Origin of the sequence: Streptomyces sp. NPDC093510, assembly GCF_040683555.1 — a bacterium.
Classification (GTDB): domain Bacteria; phylum Actinomycetota; class Actinomycetes; order Streptomycetales; family Streptomycetaceae; genus Streptomyces.
This window is the reverse complement of sequence record NZ_JBFBEE010000023.1, coordinates 54,660-69,925: the sequence shown is the minus strand read 5'-3', so window position 1 is coordinate 69,925 and position 15,266 is coordinate 54,660. Positions and strand designations below refer to the sequence as shown.

The window sequence follows — 15,266 nt, the reverse complement described above, 5'->3', positions numbered from 1 at the left end:
GCGCCATGCCCGGGGCGTGTCGTGGGGTGGGCTGTGACATCCGCATGCCATGAGCGCCCCGGAGGTGGCCGCAACTCCGGTGGTACGGCGGCTCAGGCGGACGCAACTCCTGGGGTACGCCGGGTCGTTACCCCGGGATGACGCGGCGCACCAAGTCGTCACCGCACTGTGTTCCCAGGTCGAGGGGCCGGGATCGCAGAAGGGGGTGACGGCGGTGGACACGTCGGTGGACGCGGTGGTCGGAGCACTCGCGATCGGGCTGCTCGGCTTCTTCACCGCCGGCTACTTCGTCGTCGCCGGGGCCCGGCTGGGCCTGGGCATGCTGCTGCCCTGGCTGGCCCGCGACCCGCGTGAACGACGGGAGGTGCTGGCCGCCTCGGCACGCGATGGTGCCGCGTGGCTGGTCGCCGCGGCCGGGGTGCTCCTGACCTGCTTGCCGCAGATGGCAGGGGAGTTGCTCCGTGAGCGCTGGCCCGCACTCCTCGTGCTGCTGCTCGGCCTGGCCGTGCGCCGTGCGGGTCTGCTGCGTGCCAACCAGGCGTCGGTGTACGGGTGCTGGCTGACAGTGCTCGGCTGGGTCTGGCTGCTGGCCGCGCTGTTCACCGGCGGAACGACCGGTACGAACGCCGTAGGGACGGTGGCCGTCGTGGCGCTCGCTGTGGCCCTGCTGTTCGCCCTGCATGGGCTGGGCTTCGGGGCCCTGCGGCTCACCGGCAGGCCCTTCGAGCGGGCACGGCTGCTGGCGGGGCGCGGTGGCTCACGTGAGTCGTACGCGCTGACCGCCGTGGCCATGGCGGTGCTGCCGCTGGTCTGTGGCCGCCAACTGCCGCTGTGGGACGCGGCGGTGGACGGGCCGGTGGGCGGGTCACCGGCGTGGCTGGCGTGGCTGCCCTGGGTGGTCGTGCCGCTGCTGACGGCCGTCGCGGCGCTGTTGACCGCCGTGCAGACGCGGGCCCGGCGCACCTCTCCGGACGCTCTCCGCCCGGGTTTCCGCCCGGGTTTCCGCTCGGCCTTCCGCGGCGGCCGACGGGGTGGCCCGCGGAAGGGGACGGGCGGTGGTGCGCCGTAGGGACCCGCCTGGCACAGGACTTCACAGCTTCGGAAATCCGGATCGCGGATTGGCCGACGAAGACGACGAAGACGACGAAGACGACGAAGACGACGAAGACGACGAAGACGATGAAGACGACGCGGACGACGAGACGAACATGCGTAGAGACACGGAGGAGCCGTCATGAGCAACGCACGGACCGGGCCGCGGGCCCACAGGGACACGGCCGGAGGAGGGCCGAAGGGGCCGAGGCCGGGGCCGGGGGTCTTCGAGCGGATCGCCGCCTTCTCCTTCCGTCACAAGTGGCGGGCGCTGTTGCTGTGGGCCGCGGTGCTCATCGGCGTACAGGCGCTGTCCATGGTGGTGGGCAACGACTACCGCAACGACTTCTCCCTCCCCGGCACCGAGTCCCACCAGGCGCAGCAGACGATGGAGGAGAAGGGCGCCGCGCAGGCGGGCGACAGCATTCAGATCGTAGTCCGGGACGAGGACGGCCTGCGGACCGCAGCGCACGAGAAGCGCGTCGCAGCGATGCTGAAGAAGGTCGCCGCACAGGACAGCGTCACCGCGGTGGTGAGCCCGTACGACGACAAGTCCGCCGTCTCCCGCGACGGCACCGTCGGCTACGCGACCGTCACCCTGGACGGCCTGGCCGAGGAGGTGCCCAAGGAGGACCGGGTCGAACTGATAGACGTGGCCCAGGACTTCGAGGGCGACGGGCTGCGGGTCGAGCTGGGCGGCGACGCCATCCGCAGCGCGGAGGAAGGTGAGGGCGGCGCCGCCGAGGGTGCGGGCATGCTCGGCGCGCTGATCATCCTGGTGTTCCTGTTCGGCTCGGTGGTCGCGGCCGGACTGCCGGTGATCACGGCGCTGTTCGCGGTGGGCAGCACCATGGGGCTCATCGTGATGGCCTCGCACTTCGTGACGCTCGCGGACTTCACCCCGCCGCTGATGATGCTGGTCGGGCTGGGTGTCGGCATCGACTACGCGCTGCTGATCTTCTCCCGGTACCGCACGGAGCTGCTGGTCGAGGCGGCCGGGGACGGCTCCCTCGCAGGCGGTGGCGGTGCTGATGAGGGCAGCGGCCGGGCTGCCCGCAAGGACGCCGACCGCGCGAGCCGGCCCGGGCAGGAGCGTGCCGCGCGCGTTGCGCTGGACGCGGCGGGCCGTACCGTCTTCTTCGCGGGTTGCACGGTCATCATCGCGCTGCTCGGCATGTATGCGCTCGGTCTCGGCTCGCTCCAGGGCGTGGCCCTGGCGATGGCCCTGACCGTGCTGGTCACCATGCTCGCCTCGCTGACGCTGCTCCCCGCGCTGCTGAGCGCCTTCGGCGGCCGTATCCGGCGCAATGTGCTCAAGCGGGCCCGCAGGCAGGCGGCCCGCGGCCGCAAGGAGGAGGGCACGGCCTGGCGCCGCTGGGGCGGCGGCGTGCAGCGGCATCCGTGGGCGGCGCTGCTGGTCGCCGTGGTGGCCCTGGGCGCGCTGGCCGCACCCGCGCTGAACATGCGTCTCGGTTTCGCGGACGCCGGGAACGACGCGGAGTCCACCACCAGCCGTCAGGCGTACGACCTGCTCGCGGACGGCTTCGGGCCCGGCTTCAACGGCCCGTTGATCGTCGTCGCGGACGGTTCGGACGCGGACGGCGGTTCGGATGCGGGCGGCGGTTCGGATGCGAACGGTGGTTCGGGTGCGGACGGCGAGGAGAAGGGCGAGCCGGTCAAGGACGCGGCGGGCACGCTTCGTACGACGCTCGAGGACACCACCGGCATCGCGGCCGTCTCACCGGCCATCCCGACGAAGGACCCCTCGGTGGCGCTGCTCATCGCCTACCCGGCCTCCGCGCCGCAGGCCGAGGCGACCTCCGACCTGGTCAGCTCGCTGCGGGACGACATCCTGCCGCGCGTCGAGCAGGAGACCGGCACGCAGTTCCTGGTCGGCGGTGCGACGGCGGCGGCCGAGGACTTCTCGTGGAAGGTGCAGGACCGCGTCCCGGTCTTCGTCGCCATCGTGGTCGGACTCTCTGCATTGCTGCTGATGGCCGTGTTCCGCTCGGTGCTGATCCCGCTGAAGGCGGCACTGCTCAACCTGCTGAGCATCGGGGCCTCGCTGGGCGCGGTCACGCTGGTCTTCCAGGAGGGGTGGTTCGGGGTTCAGCAGGGACCGGTCGAGGCGTTCATACCGGTGATGATCTTCGCGATCGTCTTCGGTCTCTCCATGGACTACGAAGTGTTCCTGCTCTCCCGCATCCACGAGGAGTGGGAGCACACCAAGGATCCCTCGCACGCTGTACGGGAGGGGCTGGCGCACACCGGCAAGGTGATCACGGCCGCCGCGGCCATCATGATCGTGGTCTTCGCGGCCTTCATCCTCAGCCCGGACCGGATGCTGCAGCAGTTCGGCCTGGGCCTGGCGGTGGCCATCCTGCTGGACGCGGTGCTGATCAGGTGCCTGATCGTGCCTGCCGTGATGCAGCTCCTCGGCCGCCACGCCTGGTGGCTCCCGGCGCCGCTGGCCAAGCTGCTGCCGCGGGTGAGGATCGAGCGCCATGAGCAGCGCGGTCCTGAGTCCGGCCAGGGCGCCCCCGAAGCGCCGGGCCAGGGCGACTACGCGGACGCGGGACTGCGCCGCTGACGCAGGCGCCAGCGCAAACAGCAGAGGGCACCGGGAGGAACACCTCCCGGTGCCCTCTGCTGCATCAGGGAAACTGTCAGCGACGACCACTGCCCACCGGAGACATCCCCATGCTTGTCTTGCGTCGCCTCGCCGAACACGATCTGCCGTTACTGGGGCACTGGCTGCGGCAGCCGCACGTGGCCCGATGGTGGAATCATGAGACCTCTGTGGAGGCGGTGGCACGAGACTTCGGTCCTGCCATCAAAGGAGAGGAGCCGTCCGAGGATCTGCTGGCTTACCTCGATGACCGCCCGATCGGCCTCGTGCAGCGTTGCCGCCTGTCGGACTACCCCGAGTACCTGGCAGAGCTCACAGCCCTCATCGAAGTGCCCGACGGCACCGTGACCATCGACTACCTGATCGGGGAGGCCCGGGACACCGGCCGCGGGCTCGGCCCACGGATGATCCGGTCGGTCGTCCGGGCGACCTGGAACGATCATCCCGATACTCCTTGCGTCCTGGTGCCGGTCCCGGTGGCCAACCGATCATCCTGGCGGGCCCTGGAAAAGGCCGGGCTGCGTCGTGTCGCCGAGGGCGACCTCGTGCCGGACAACCCTGTCGATGGCCGTGCTCACTACGTCTACCGAATCGATCGACCACCTCTGGTCTGAGGCAACGGTCCTGGGCGGAGCCGGAGCCAGGCCGGATCCGGAGCCAGGCCGGGGCCAGAGCCGGATCGCGGCGATGGCAACGGCGCCGTGGAGCCGTGCGCCGATCCGAGAGACCCGCGCATATCGCGGACGTATCGAAAACCGCATACGCTCCCACAACCCTCCTGCGTGTTCAGTGGTCGCACGGGCCGGCACCTGTCACCGACTGGCCCGTTGACCAGGAAAGGAACGTGGGGATGGGCTCGGATTCCGTACGTGGTGTCGACCGGCGTCAACTGCTCGGGTGGGGAGGGCTGTCGGCCGTCGGCGTGGTGGCGGCGGGTGCTCGGCCGGTGAGCGCCCGGACCGGCGCCGCCGCCCCGCCCGCCGTCGGTTCCGCCGCCGCCCCGCCGGACACTCGGCCCGGCGGGGCCTACGACCGGTACGTGGCGAAGCTGGCCGCCGAGGACAGATTCTCCGGCGTGGTGCTGCTGTCGCACCGGGGGCGGACCGTGCTGTCGCGCAGCTACGGCATGGCCGACGAGGAGCAGGGGGCCCGCAACCACGAGGGCGTCGCGTTCAACCTCTCCTCCGCGGGGAAGCCGTTCGGCGCCGTGGCCATCCTGCAACTGGCGCAGCGTGGCAAGTTGAGGCTTTCGGACACGGTGGGCACCCATCTGTCCGGTTTCGCCGAGGAGATCGCCGACAAGGTGACGATCCATCACCTGCTGTCCGGCACCTCCGGGTTGAACACCCCGGAGGAGGACCTGCAGCGCGTCTTCCAGAGCCGGGAGGAGGTGCGGGAGTTCTACGAGCGGTGGGCGAGGCAGGCGAAACCGGTGAGCGCCCCCGGTACGCCCACCGACCACGCCGGGGCCGAGGTCGCCATCCCCGCGCTGATCGTGGAGGCCGTGACCGGCACGACCTACTGGGACTACGTCGAGGAGCACGTCTTCCGGCGTTGCGGCATGACAGGCACCGCGTTCTACACCCGGCCGCAGTGGCTCACCGACAAGCACATCGCGCACTCGTACATGCGGCAGGCCGACGGCAGCCGGGTGGACGCCGTCCGCAACTTGGACAAGGGCAGCCCGGACCCGTACCAACTGGGCAAGAACCCGGGCCGCAGCTTCATCGATCCCCCGGGGGACGGCGGCTTCGCGACCGCGCCGGACCTCGTCCGGTTCGCGCACGCGCTGAGCGACGGGACCGTACTGGACCGCCCCTACGCCGAACTGCTCACCGGGGCCAAGGCCCCGCTGCCCCCGCAGGGAGGCGGCCTGGCCGGCCGGACGGCCCCGGCCGACGCGTCGTTCGCGGCGTACATGATGCCGGTCAACCTCGTGGGTGGCCGCTGGGTGCACGGTCGCGCGGGCGTCAACCCCGGCACTGTCGCCAGCTGGAACATCTATCCGGACACCGGCTGGGTCGGCGTCGTCCTCGGCAATCAGGACGACATACCGTTCCAGGAGATCATCGAGCAGGAGATGCGGGCCGTCCTCGGCTGAGGGGTTCCGGGCTCGACGGGCCCACCCGTGCGGCGACGAGGCCGACATCGACGCCTTCACCGGATGCGCCGGACAGACCCTAGTCGGGTTCCGGCACGGTGCCCGCCCCGGCGGGACCCGACGCGGGTGGGGTCGCCAGGCCCGCGGCGTGTCCGGCGAGGCCCGTCGCCATCGCCTGCATGAAGCGGCGGAGGTACCACTGGAAGACCCGGCGCATCCTTCCGCGAGCCACGTACGTGCCGTGCCAGTGGATCCTTGTTCCACCGCCGGGCAGTTCACGCAGTTCGATCGTGGCGTGGTAGTCGGCCATCTGCGGGATTTCCACACCCTCGTACGAGAAGCGGAGTTCGGGCTCGAGGACGAGGTCCGTGATGCGTTCCCGGGTGACGACCTTCCCCGTACGGTAGGCGCGGGTGGCTCCGACTCCGTCCTGGCCGTCGGGTGAGAGGTCACGCGACCGGCCGGTGTCCAGCGCGTCGATGCGTGACCACTCGGGCCAGCTCCGCGGGTTGCGCAGCAGCGCCCAGATCGCCTCCGGCGGTGCCGTCGATTCGGCCGTGACGTCATACGAGTGCATGTCGACGCTCCTCACGGTGTCCGGTATCCGAAGAAAATGATCATGAGGGGAGCCTAAGCACATCCTGGCGCCGGGCCCATGCGTGAGATTGCGGTGGGGCGGTCAGGAATTGCGGTGGCCGGAGCGGTAGGCCGAGGGGCGCACTCCGGTCTGCCGGAGGAATGTGGCCGACAGGGCGCCGGGACCGCCGAAGCCGCACCGCGACGCGATCCGGGCGACCGGCAGGTCGGTGCCGCACAACAGTCGTTTCGCCTCCTCTACGCGCAGCCTCGTGAGGTATCTGTACGGCGTCATCCCGGTGGCAGCCTTGAAGACCCGGACGAAGTGGTAGACGCTCAGGTGCACTTCGTCGGCGATCTCGGCCAAGGTGACCGGCTCTGCGAGCCGGTCACGCATCATCGCGACGGCGGCGCTGACGCGCGCGTCTTCCCGCGAACGGGAACGCGAAAGCAGACGTGCACCCGGACCCGAGTCCGAGCCCGTGGATGCGGGCGTGCCCGAAGCGGTGCCTCGCGCATGGCGGGTGAGCAGGTGCACGGTCAGGAAGGCCGCCGCGGATTCGGCGTACAGGTCACCGGCCAACTCGTCGAGAGAGCCGAGAGCGCGGACAGTCTCCTCGATCAGCGGGTCCCCTGCCGCCAGGGAGGCGGCCAAGACCTCGTAGTCCACCGGGCGGCCGCCCAGTTGTGTCGCGACCGTGTCGACGGTGTCACGCGGAATGTGTATCTGTACGCTCCGCATTGCCCCGGTCGCACGGTAGCGGCGAAGGACGGGCCGGCCCGGGAGGCTCATCTCCAGCCGTCCCGGTGCCCATGTGTGGCGCGTGGTCCGACCGTCACGCCGTGTCTCCATCGCTGCCCGCCCCGCCACAGGCAGCACCAAGTGCAGGTCTGCCGCACCCGGCAGTTCCATGTCCTCGGCCACGGGAACATGCTCGAACCGCTGGACGAGCAGGGACTGCCATCCTGCGGTCTCCCAACTGCAGTACGTCCGCCGAACGTAACGAGCCATGTCGAAACCGGCGTACGGCTGGAGATCGAAACGAGGGGAGTCGAACACCATGGCATCGAGGTTACGGCCGAGCGCGACGGCCGGGGGAGCACGCCGACTGCGCCCCGGGCCGTCGCGCCTGCACGGACTGGAACGTCACGCGCCGTCGGAGACCTCCACTGTGGTGACGACGCGGGTCAGGGAAGGGCGGCGGGGTACGGAGCCGAAGCCGAAGCGGACCGGAGGGTGCACGTCGCTCAGCGCGCCCAGACGCTGCCCGTCCCAGGCCGCGTCCGCCGCGGTGATCGAGCGCAGGTCCCGGGCGGCGTACCACTCACGGCGCCCTGCCCCCGCGCTGCCACGGGTCCGCACACCGCGCATCAGTACGCGGGCCGGCGCGTCGCACAGCGCGGCCCATCCGGTGCTGCCCGCCAGGCGGCCGGGGACAAGCCTCAGCAGACGCCCCAGCGCGGTGGACGGGCCGGGCGTGAAGGTGAGCAACAGCGGGCCGGCTGTCACATCCCAGCGGTCACGCGCGGGGCCGACGGTGACAGGGCAGATGACGACTTCGTCGAACCGGTACGTGGCGGTGACGAACTGCGCCACTTCCTCCGAGGGCGCCAACAGCACCCGGTGCCCGTCGGCCCGCTCCACCATGACATCGGCGAAGGGCCCCAGCGGGGACAGCGGCCAGTACCCGACGACGATGCGTACGCCGCCGGTCGTCCCCAGCCCCGCGATCCATCCGTCGAAGCGCATGCGGCGCGCTGTGCTCGTCGGTGTCACCGATGTCACCGGGCGGCGGTGGGCGCCCCCGGCACCCGCCGGTCCCCGCCGTTGTGGTCCTGCCACAGGCGGTACACGTCCACGGCGCCGTCCCGTGGCTCGTGACGCATCGGGAGGCGGCGCTCCTGCCACGGCTTGGCGAACTCGTCGTAGAACGTGCTCAGTTCGAAGTACTTCCGGTCGTCGACGTAGTGCGCCTCATAGGCGTCCCTGGTCGTGACGAAGACGACCTCGTCCGGAGAGCAGTAGTAGAGCGCTCCCAGGCACATCGGGCACGGCTGCGCCAGTACGTAGACGGTGGCACCCGTCAGGTGCTCGGTGCCGAGCCGCGTGCAGGCGTCACGGATGGCCAGCACCTCCGCGTGGGCAGTGGGGTCGTGGCTCTGGGCCACCTGATTGGCGCGTTCGGCGATGATCTCGCCGTCCTTCACGATGACGGTGGCGAAGGGGCGGCCGCCGTTCTGCACGTTCCGACGGGCCAGGTCGATGGTGCGTTGTACGTAGTCCACGTCGTGCCTCCGGTGGGGTCTTCGGTGCCGGTGCTCGTCGGCCGCGGCCGGTTCCGGCGTCGCGTGCCGACGTACTCAGTCTGCGTAACCTGGGCGCACAGCGTCCAAGACGCGCTCACCACGCCCGATACAGATGCCACCTATGTATGGCTACGTACGCACCTTCGGCCGGCCCCTCAGGCCGCGTGACGCTTTTCGGGGCGCTCCCCGCGGTCCTCGGCCCGGCTCCCGGGGTGCTTCTTGCGGCGCTTCTGCGGCGCCGCGTCGCGGTGCCCCGTACGTTTCTGCCCGTGAATGAGTCGTAGGTGTCCTCGATGGCGGCCGGCCGGCGGTGCGGCACGTCCGTTCAACCGGTCCTCGACCCGGTCCATGCCGATCAGCAGAAGTCCCATGACCGGCAACAACAAGAGAGCGACAACTAACATCTGCGGCGACCTCCCCGCGGCGTCCCCTCTCGCCTGCCCCACTCGAACGCCTTCACGGACCGGAAAATGTGAAGGTCCCGCAACGCCGCAACGCCGCAACGCCGCAACGCCGCAACGCCGCTCGCCGTCCGCCGTCCGCTCTCTCCCAGGTTGGGTCTCCCAGGTTCGGTCTCCCAGGTTTCGTCCGCGTCGGCGGGGACATCAGGTTCCCACTCCGTCGACACGGGAGAGGATCAGAGCGAATGTCCGACGACTTCGAGGTCTCCGGAAACCCGAACAGGCGGATTTCCGCCACAGATCTCATCGGCTGCACGGTGGAGGCGAGTGACGGTCCGACCGGGCAAGTCGACCCCGCCTCCGAGGAAGTGGCGCCCGACCACCTCGTCATCGACACCGGCGGGACGCTGCTGAGCAAGAAAGTACTGCTGCCCATCTGGGTCATCGCGCACGTCGACGAAGCGAACCGCACCGTGCATGTCCCCCGCACGAAGGACCACATCAAGGACGCCCCGCGCTTCGACAGAGACCTCCGCGTCACCGATCCCAGCTACCGCGCACGCATCGACGAACACTACGTCGACGAGTCCGGGGGCTGATCGACGGCGACGGTGGCCGGTCTGTCCTGGGCTTGCCGTGGGCGAGGTGCCCGGCGTCTTCGGGGCAGCAGGTGGGGCCATGTGCGCCGCGCCCATGGCACGGGCGAGGTCGGGTGCCGGGTGCGGGTGCCGGGTGATCGGCCTCAGTTTGCGGCAGGCAGGCCTTTGCGCAGCAGGTCCTGGCGCTGTTGTGCGTACCCCTGGTCGTTGAGGACGATCACGGTCAGCGGAAGGGCGTAGCGGACAGCGGTGTGCAGGTCGGCCGGGTTCATCATCAGGTCGCCGTCACCGGTGAGGTGGGTGACTCGGCATGCGGGGGCGGGCGAAGCGGGCTCCGACAGCCACGGGCAGGGCCTGGCCGATCGCTCCGAAATCCGTGCTGACACAGGTCCAGCGGTCCGGACCGGCCGCGGGCAAGGCCTGGCAGGCGGACACCGCGGCCTGACCACCCCCGATGACCACCGCCGCCTCGGCGAGTTTGTGACCTCATCGTCGAGGGGGTGGGCTGAGGTGCCGCTCGGAGCCTTTGCGGGCCGCGACGACGGCCGCAGGTGCTGCCACGAAGGCGAGGGCGCCGCACAGAACGGCGAGGATCGGGTAGCTGGTGATGGCGACGACGATGCCGGAGACCAGGCCGCCGACGGCGCCCGCGACGGCGATGGCGACGTCGACCAGTCCCTGGACCTTGGCGCGGGTGGCAAGGGGCGTGCTGTTGGTGACGATCGCGGTGCCGGTGACCAAGCCGAAGCTCCAGCCGACGCCGAGCAGGACGAGGGCGAGGGTGATCAGGGGGAGGGAGTGGCCGGGCGCGAGGGCGGCGACCACTCCGGCGGTGAGCAGCGTGCCGGCCGTCGCCACGCTCATCGCGGTGGCACCGAATCGGTCGACGAGGCGACCGGCCACCGGCGACGGCAGGTACATGGAGCCCGTATGCAGGGCGATGACCAGGCCGGACGCGGCGGTGCCGAAGCCGTGGGCGTGCATGTGGATGGGCGTCATGGTCATCACGGCGACCATGACGAGCTGGCTGAGGACGAGGACCACGACGCCGACCAGCAGGCCGGGGCCGGACTTGGAGGAGGAATGCGCGGACGCTCCCTCGTCCGGGGCCGCGGGCAGGGTGCGGGCGAGCACCAGCGGGTCTGGGCGCAGCCATACGAGGAGGGTGAGCGCGGCCAGCGTGAACGCGACCGTGGAGAGGAGGAACAGGCCGGTCAGCTCGGGCAGGTGGAGCGCCGTCGCGAGGTGTCCGGTGGGGGTGGCGAGCAGAGGCCCGGCGATACCGCCCGCGGTGGTGGCGACGATGACGGTGGAGGTGGCGCGGGCGCGTTGACGGGGCGCGGCGAGGTCGGCTCCCGCGTACCGGGCCTGGAGGTTGGACGTGGTGCCGGCGCCATAGAGGAACAGGGAGATCAACAGCAGCACGGGGCTGTCGAGCACGGCCGCGAAGACGACTCCCGCACCGCCGACGGCACCGGTGAGATATCCGGCGGCCAGGCCGGGGCGGCGGCCGAGGCGCTGGGAGACACGTCCGATGACGACGGCCGCCACGGCGGAGCCCGCGGTGAGCAGGGCGATGGGCAGCCCGGACAGGGAGGTGCTGTCGAGCATCTGCCCGGCAAGGAGACCGGCGACGGTGACACCGGCGGCGAGGCCGACACCGCTGAGGACTTGCGATACGAGCAGCACGATCAGGGTGCGCTTCTGCACCGCGGATATGGCGGGGGAGAGCGCGGTGGTGGGCGGGGTTCGTGTGGAGGCGAGGGCCGGGTGGGCCATGGGGTCCGTACTTTCGGGAGGCCGAGTCGCCGGGAGGCCGGGGTGGGGGGCATCGGGTGGGGCGGCCCGGTGGCCGTCAGGCGGTGGTCGGAGGTGGAACGGAAGAGGGCGAGACGGAAGAGCACGGGCGAACTGGCCGGTGATGCCGACCAGTTGCCGCCCGTCGTCGGGGTCGGGGCCGTGGTCCTGGTCGAGGGGCATCGCGCCGTCCGGAGCGGTCGTGACGTGCTGGTCCAGGACGAATCGGCCCCGGCAGAGCTGGGCGCCGAGCGAGGTGAGAACCGGGCGCAGGGTGTAGTCGGCCAGGTCCACGCGTCCCGCGTCAGCGCGTGCGGTCGGGCATGCCGTAGGCGTCGGCGATCAGCTCGGTGGAACGCAACCGGGCCTGGACGGAGTGGCCGACGCTGCCGATCATGAGTTCGTCGGCGCCGGAGTCCCGCTGGACCTGGTTCAGGTGGGAGGTGATCTGCGCGGGGGTGCCGTGCGGGATGTGGGTCAACCAGCTGTCGACGGCCTGGCGTTCCTGGGCGTCGTAGGCGTAGGCGTCCACTTCCTCGGGGGACGGCAGGAGGTAGGACTTGCGCTGGAACATGCGGAGCATGGCGTGCGCGAGGGTGCCTGCCTGTCGGCGGGCCTCACACGCGTCCTCCGATGCGGCGACGGTGAAGCTGACCAGTGCGTACGGCTCGGCCAGGGCTTCGGACGGAGTGAACCGCTCGCGGTACAGGCGCAGGGCGGCCACGACGTCGCGCGGGTTGAAGTGCGCGGCGAAGGCGAACGGCAGGCCGAGCCGGGCGGCGAGCTGCGCGGAGTAGCCGGATGAGCCGAGCAGCCACACAGGCAGGCGGCCGGTGGGCGGGGTGACACCGTTGAGCCGGTCCTGGGCGGGCCCAGGCACGGCGTACACGCGGTCGGCGTAGGGGTGCTCGGCCGGGAAGTCGTCGCCGAGGAAGTGCAGCAGTTCAAGGACCTGCTGGGGGAAGTCCTCGGCGTCGCTCACGCCGCGGCGCAGGGCGGCGGCCGTGGCGTGATCGGTGCCCGGGGCCCGGCCGAGGCCCAGGTCGATGCGGCCGGGGGCGAGGGCCTCCAGCATGCCGAACTGTTCGGCGACGACCAGCGGCGGATGGTTGGGCAGCATGATCCCGCCCGCGCCGAGCCGCAGCCTGCTGGTCTCCGCGGTGAGCCGGGACAGCAGGACGGGCGGGCTGGAGGTGGAGACGCCGGGCATGGCGTGGTGCTCGTTCATCCAGTAGCGGGTGAAGCCGCGCCGGTCGGCGAGCCGGGCGAGTTCGATGCTGCCGGCGAGCGCCTCCGTGGCGGTCTGGCCGGTGCCGGTCATGGCGGAGTCCAGTACGGACAGGGCGGCGGGCGCGGAGCCGTGGCGGGTGCCGCGGATCGGGTCGGTCATGGTCGTGCGGTCCTTCGGGTTGAGGCGTGCGGCGCGCGGCGTGCGACGTGCGGCGTGCGGCGGAGTGGTGGCGCCGGGCGCCGGCCGACAGAGACACGCCGCGACTGTCGGCCGGCGCCCGGCCGTGTCCGGCGTACGCGCCCGACATACGTGGGGTCAGCCGTGTCCGGCGTACGCGCCCGACGTACGTGGGGTCAGCCGCGTACGCCGAAGTCGACGCGGTCGGTGATACCGGCGGCGGCAAAGGCGGCGACCAACTCGTCGCGGCCCTCGGTGAAGTGGGCCCAGCTGTCGTAGTGGACGGGGACGACGCGGCCGGCGTCGAGGATCTTCGCGGCCTGGGCGGCCTGGGCGCTGTCCAGGACGATCACCTTGCCGTCGAAGACTTCGGCGAAGCGGGGCGCTCCGGCGAAGAGGAGGGCCGTGTCGATCGGTGCGAAGCGCTCGGCGATGTCCTCGACCGCGTCGAGGGAGGCGTTGTCGCCGCTGACGTAGACGGTGGGCAGGCCCTCGCCGGTCAGGACGAAGCCGACGACCTCGCCGCAGATCGGTTCGACCTCCTCGCGCGGGCCGGGGCCGTGGATGGCGGGCACGCCAGTCACGGTGACCGTGCCGGGTCCGCCGTCCCGGCGCTCGAGCTCGACCGACTGCCAGTCGGCGAGGCCAGTGGCCGCATCCCCGAGACGCTCCCCGCCGCCGGGGGTGGTGAGCGTCAGCGGTACATCGGCGAGCAGGGCCCGGCCGGAGGTGTCGAGGTTGTCGGCGTGCTCGTCGTGCGAGAGCAGGACCACGTCGACGCGGCCGACATCGGCCGGGCTGCCGTCAGACGCCGCCGTCTTGGTCAGCACGACGGCCGGGGCCTGGTGGTCGCCGGGACCGTCGAAGGTCGGGTCGGTGAGAAAGCGCAGCCCGCCGTACTCGAAAAGGGCGGTCGGGCCGCCGAAAACGCGGACGGGGAACGGAGCGGTCTGCGGGGTCGGGGAAGACACGAAAAGATTCCTCACGGATAGTGTGCGTGTTAACCGTGAGTCGACTGTACGCGGGCCTCACGGATGAGTGCAACCGGTACCGTGAGAACTGGTAGGGGGACCTCGCAGTGCTCGGAGGCCAGATTCCCGGCACCGGCCCGGCCGTTCTACACCCTGTGCGCGTCTCGCACCTGGGCGACGACCCCGGGAGACCTTCACCGCCACGGTGCTGCTCAAGCTGGAAGCCGAGGGAGGGCTGTCGTTGGCAGACAGCGTGGCGGAATGGCTGCCCGGGGTGGTGCGCGGCAAGGGCTATCGGCCAGGGAGAATCACCCTGCGGCACCTGCTCAACCACACGAGCGGCATCTTCGACCACAACATGGACCGAGGCTTCCCGCTCTGGGCGAGACCAGTTGGGGCCTGTTGGGAGACGGACCCTGGCGCCGACGCGCAGCGTCGACGGCAGCGCAGCGCCGACCAAGGCTGCGAGCAGGACGGTCCAGCCGACGCGATATTCCCAGCGGCGCCGACGGTCATCCGGGATGCTGGTCGTCATGGATGAGGTCAAGGTCATCGTCGCCCACTCAGAGCGCGCCACCCTGCGCGTCGGCGACATGTTCCTGAAGGTGGACGGTGATCAGGCGCGCATCGACGCCGAGGTCGAGGCGATGACCCTGGCGCCGGTCCCGACCCCGCAGGTCCTGTGGCGCAAGCCGCACGTCCTTGCGATCGCCGCGGTCCGGGGGAGAACGCTCGGCCGCCTCGGCGAGCCGTCGACCACGCCACCGGCGGCGTGGGCCGCGGCGGGTGCGGCCATCCGGAAACTGCACGACGCGCCGTTGCCGCCCCGGCCCGGGCGGGGCGGCCGGGCCCCCGACCAGTTGGCGGCGGAACTCGACCGCGAGTGCGAGTTGCTCGTGGCGAACGACCTCCTGCCCGCCGACCTGGTCACCCGCAACCGCCAGGTCGCCGAGGCCGCCCTCCGGCTGTTGACTCCCGTGTTCACGCACGGCGACCTGCAGATCGCTCACGTCTTCGCGGATGAGGACGAGATCACGGGCATCATCGACTGGTCCGAGGCGGGCCAGGGCGACGCCTTGTACGACCTCGCCACCTTCACGCTCGGCCACGAAGAGCACCTCGGCGACGTCATCGCCGGCTACGGCGCCGACGTGGACCTCGACGTGATTCGCGCGTGGTGGTCGTTGCGAAGCCTGCTGGGAGTCCGCTGGCTGCTCGAGCACGGCTTCGACGCGTTCGCGCCGGGCTGCGAGGTCGACGTGCTGCGCTCCCGGATGTGAGGAGCTGGGGCCCGACTGCTACGTAGTGCGCGCACATCTCCGGAGCTTCCTGCGAGGCGGGGTTGGGGTCGGGGTCGGGGTCGGGGTCGGGGTTCAGAGGCTCTC

Annotated in this window: 15 protein-coding genes and 1 pseudogene; 7 read left to right on the top strand and 9 right to left on the bottom strand. The window is 71.1% G+C overall.

Translation table 11 applies throughout. The annotated features are described in order from the left end of the window. The first annotated feature begins 214 nt into the window (after positions 1–214). The 4 genes from AB0N81_RS31400 (at position 215) to AB0N81_RS31385 (ending at position 5,822) form a co-directional block, all read left to right on the top strand. Entirely contained in the window at positions 215–1,069 is an 855-nt protein-coding gene (locus tag AB0N81_RS31400) for a cytochrome d ubiquinol oxidase subunit II (protein WP_365364265.1), read from the top strand. A 339-nt stretch (positions 1,070–1,408) separates the two neighbouring features. Beyond that, positions 1,409–3,682, top strand: a complete 2,274-nt coding sequence (locus tag AB0N81_RS31395) for an MMPL family transporter (protein ID WP_365364373.1) — start codon at positions 1,409–1,411, stop codon at positions 3,680–3,682. Between the two features lie 110 nt (positions 3,683–3,792). Next, positions 3,793–4,335 carry a GNAT family N-acetyltransferase gene (locus tag AB0N81_RS31390; RefSeq protein WP_365364263.1) on the top strand — a complete coding sequence of 181 codons (543 nt, stop codon included), beginning with the start codon at positions 3,793–3,795 and terminating at the stop codon, positions 4,333–4,335. Positions 4,336–4,571: 236 nt separating this feature from the next. After that, positions 4,572–5,822: a serine hydrolase domain-containing protein gene (locus AB0N81_RS31385; RefSeq protein WP_365364261.1), complete on the top strand. Its 1,251-nt coding sequence runs from the start codon at positions 4,572–4,574 to the stop codon at positions 5,820–5,822. A 79-nt stretch (positions 5,823–5,901) separates the two neighbouring features. Here the strand turns inward: AB0N81_RS31385 and AB0N81_RS31380 are convergent, their stop codons facing one another. The 4 genes from AB0N81_RS31380 to AB0N81_RS31365 all read right to left on the bottom strand — a co-directional run bounded on the left by AB0N81_RS31380 (position 5,902) and on the right by AB0N81_RS31365 (position 8,684). Then, positions 5,902–6,399, bottom strand: a complete 498-nt coding sequence (locus AB0N81_RS31380) for an SRPBCC family protein (protein ID WP_365364259.1) — start codon at positions 6,397–6,399, stop codon at positions 5,902–5,904. Positions 6,400–6,501: 102 nt separating this feature from the next. Continuing rightward, entirely contained in the window at positions 6,502–7,461 is a 960-nt protein-coding gene (locus tag AB0N81_RS31375) for an AraC family transcriptional regulator (protein WP_365364257.1), read from the bottom strand. A gap of 84 nt (positions 7,462–7,545) precedes the next feature. Next, positions 7,546–8,148: a hypothetical protein gene (locus AB0N81_RS31370; protein WP_365364255.1), complete on the bottom strand. Its 603-nt coding sequence runs from the start codon at positions 8,146–8,148 to the stop codon at positions 7,546–7,548. 32 nt (positions 8,149–8,180) lie between these two features. Further along, positions 8,181–8,684 (bottom strand): nucleoside deaminase, encoded by a 504-nt coding sequence (locus AB0N81_RS31365; protein ID WP_365364253.1) that lies wholly within the window; start codon positions 8,682–8,684, stop codon positions 8,181–8,183. A gap of 667 nt (positions 8,685–9,351) precedes the next feature. Here AB0N81_RS31365 and AB0N81_RS31360 point away from each other — a divergent pair. Next, on the top strand, positions 9,352–9,705 hold the full coding sequence (locus AB0N81_RS31360) for a PRC-barrel domain-containing protein (RefSeq protein WP_365364251.1): 354 nt from the start codon (positions 9,352–9,354) through the stop codon (positions 9,703–9,705). A gap of 143 nt (positions 9,706–9,848) precedes the next feature. Here the strand turns inward: AB0N81_RS31360 and AB0N81_RS31355 are convergent, their stop codons facing one another. The 5 genes from AB0N81_RS31355 to AB0N81_RS31335 all read right to left on the bottom strand — a co-directional run bounded on the left by AB0N81_RS31355 (position 9,849) and on the right by AB0N81_RS31335 (position 13,881). Continuing rightward, positions 9,849–10,046, bottom strand: a complete 198-nt coding sequence (locus AB0N81_RS31355) for a thiamine pyrophosphate-dependent enzyme (RefSeq protein WP_365364371.1) — start codon at positions 10,044–10,046, stop codon at positions 9,849–9,851. Next, the gene (locus tag AB0N81_RS31350; RefSeq protein ID WP_365364249.1) at positions 9,991–10,167 is read right to left on the bottom strand and encodes a thiamine pyrophosphate-dependent enzyme; all 177 of its coding nucleotides are present in this window, start codon (positions 10,165–10,167) and stop codon (positions 9,991–9,993) included. The genes AB0N81_RS31355 and AB0N81_RS31350 overlap by 56 nt, the downstream gene beginning before the upstream one ends. 24 nt (positions 10,168–10,191) lie before the next feature. Further along, on the bottom strand, positions 10,192–11,796 hold the full coding sequence (locus tag AB0N81_RS31345; RefSeq protein ID WP_365364247.1) for an MFS transporter: 1,605 nt from the start codon (positions 11,794–11,796) through the stop codon (positions 10,192–10,194). A 10-nt stretch (positions 11,797–11,806) separates the two neighbouring features. Further along, positions 11,807–12,892 carry an LLM class flavin-dependent oxidoreductase gene (locus AB0N81_RS31340; RefSeq protein ID WP_365364245.1) on the bottom strand — a complete coding sequence of 362 codons (1,086 nt, stop codon included), beginning with the start codon at positions 12,890–12,892 and terminating at the stop codon, positions 11,807–11,809. A 194-nt stretch (positions 12,893–13,086) separates the two neighbouring features. Then, the gene (locus AB0N81_RS31335) at positions 13,087–13,881 is read right to left on the bottom strand and encodes an MBL fold metallo-hydrolase (protein WP_365364243.1); all 795 of its coding nucleotides are present in this window, start codon (positions 13,879–13,881) and stop codon (positions 13,087–13,089) included. An 88-nt stretch (positions 13,882–13,969) separates the two neighbouring features. On the opposite strand from AB0N81_RS31335, the pseudogene AB0N81_RS31330 reads away from it, so the two are divergent. Further along, positions 13,970–14,239 (top strand): annotated as a pseudogene (locus tag AB0N81_RS31330) (serine hydrolase domain-containing protein); the annotation flags it as partial. Positions 14,240–14,414: 175 nt separating this feature from the next. Next, on the top strand, positions 14,415–15,161 hold the full coding sequence (locus tag AB0N81_RS31325) for an aminoglycoside phosphotransferase family protein (RefSeq protein ID WP_365364241.1): 747 nt from the start codon (positions 14,415–14,417) through the stop codon (positions 15,159–15,161). Positions 15,162–15,266: the final 105 nt, after the last annotated feature.